Source organism: Actinoplanes sp. ATCC 53533 (genome assembly GCF_003947245.1).
Genome location: NZ_QHHV01000720.1, coordinates 1 through 853, shown reverse-complemented (window position 1 = coordinate 853; position 853 = coordinate 1). Strand labels below are relative to the sequence as shown.

1 protein-coding gene and 1 pseudogene are annotated in these 853 nt (G+C 66.4%); both read right to left on the bottom strand.

The window, feature by feature from the left end; genetic code table 11:
- Positions 1–19: 19 nt before the first annotated feature.
- Complete coding sequence (locus DMB66_RS60850) at positions 20–574, bottom strand: transposase (protein WP_233625659.1); 555 nt, start codon at positions 572–574, stop codon at positions 20–22.
- Positions 546–853, bottom strand: a pseudogene (locus DMB66_RS65170) (hypothetical protein); the annotation flags it as partial. The pseudogene DMB66_RS65170 and the gene DMB66_RS60850, both read right to left, overlap by 29 nt.

Here is an 853-nt window from a genome sequence, read left to right as displayed (position 1 = left end):
CCCTGTTGCCTAATTCTGTCTACGCGGCGAGGGTGAGGTCGAGTTTGTTCAGGTGGGTGGTTCGGGTGCGTTGGAGGGGTGTGTTGGTCCACCAGGCGTTCAGGCGGATGAGGTTGATCGCGGTCGCGGCGAAGGTGTGTTCGAGGGTGACTTTGCTCAGGCCGGTGTAGCGGGCTTGGTGGATGCCGGTCACGGCGGTGGTTTGGTGGATGGTGGCTTCGATCCCGGCGCGGGCGCGGTAGGTGTGTTTCCACGCCGGGGTTTGTTGTTCGGCGCGGGCCTGGCGCAGGGTGTCGTGCAGGTGGCGGGGTTGCAGCGTCAACTGTCGGCCGGAGCGCTGCGAGCGGGTGCACGCGGTGCGGGCCGGGCAGATACTGCAGGTGCTGGTCGGGAAGCGGACCACGATGGCGTCGTGGCCGTTCTGGCGGGTGGGGTGCCAGCTGCCCGAGTGGTGGCCTTGCGGGCAGGTCGCTTGCTGGTGGTCGAAATCGATGGTGAACGCGGCCTGGGTGAAACCGTTGTGAGTGCGGGCGGGGTGGCAGGAATCACCACGCATCGGGGCGATCAGGCTCACCTGGTACTCGGTGCGGCAGGCCAGCAGGTTCGTCGTGGAGGGGTAGCCCGGCGTCCATGAGGTGTTCGGCCGGTAGCAGACCCCGACCGGCGAGCATGACATGGATGGGCATGGTCATCGTTGAGTCGGCCACCGCGGCGTGGGTGGTGACCACGTTCGTGATCAGGTTCGGTGGGCGGGTGGGATCGGTACCACCGCCGGGGGTGGGGGTGTTGTCGCAGGTTTCACTGATATGGACTTTGTAGCCCTGCCAGCGGTGGCCGCGTTTCTCGCTGTAAC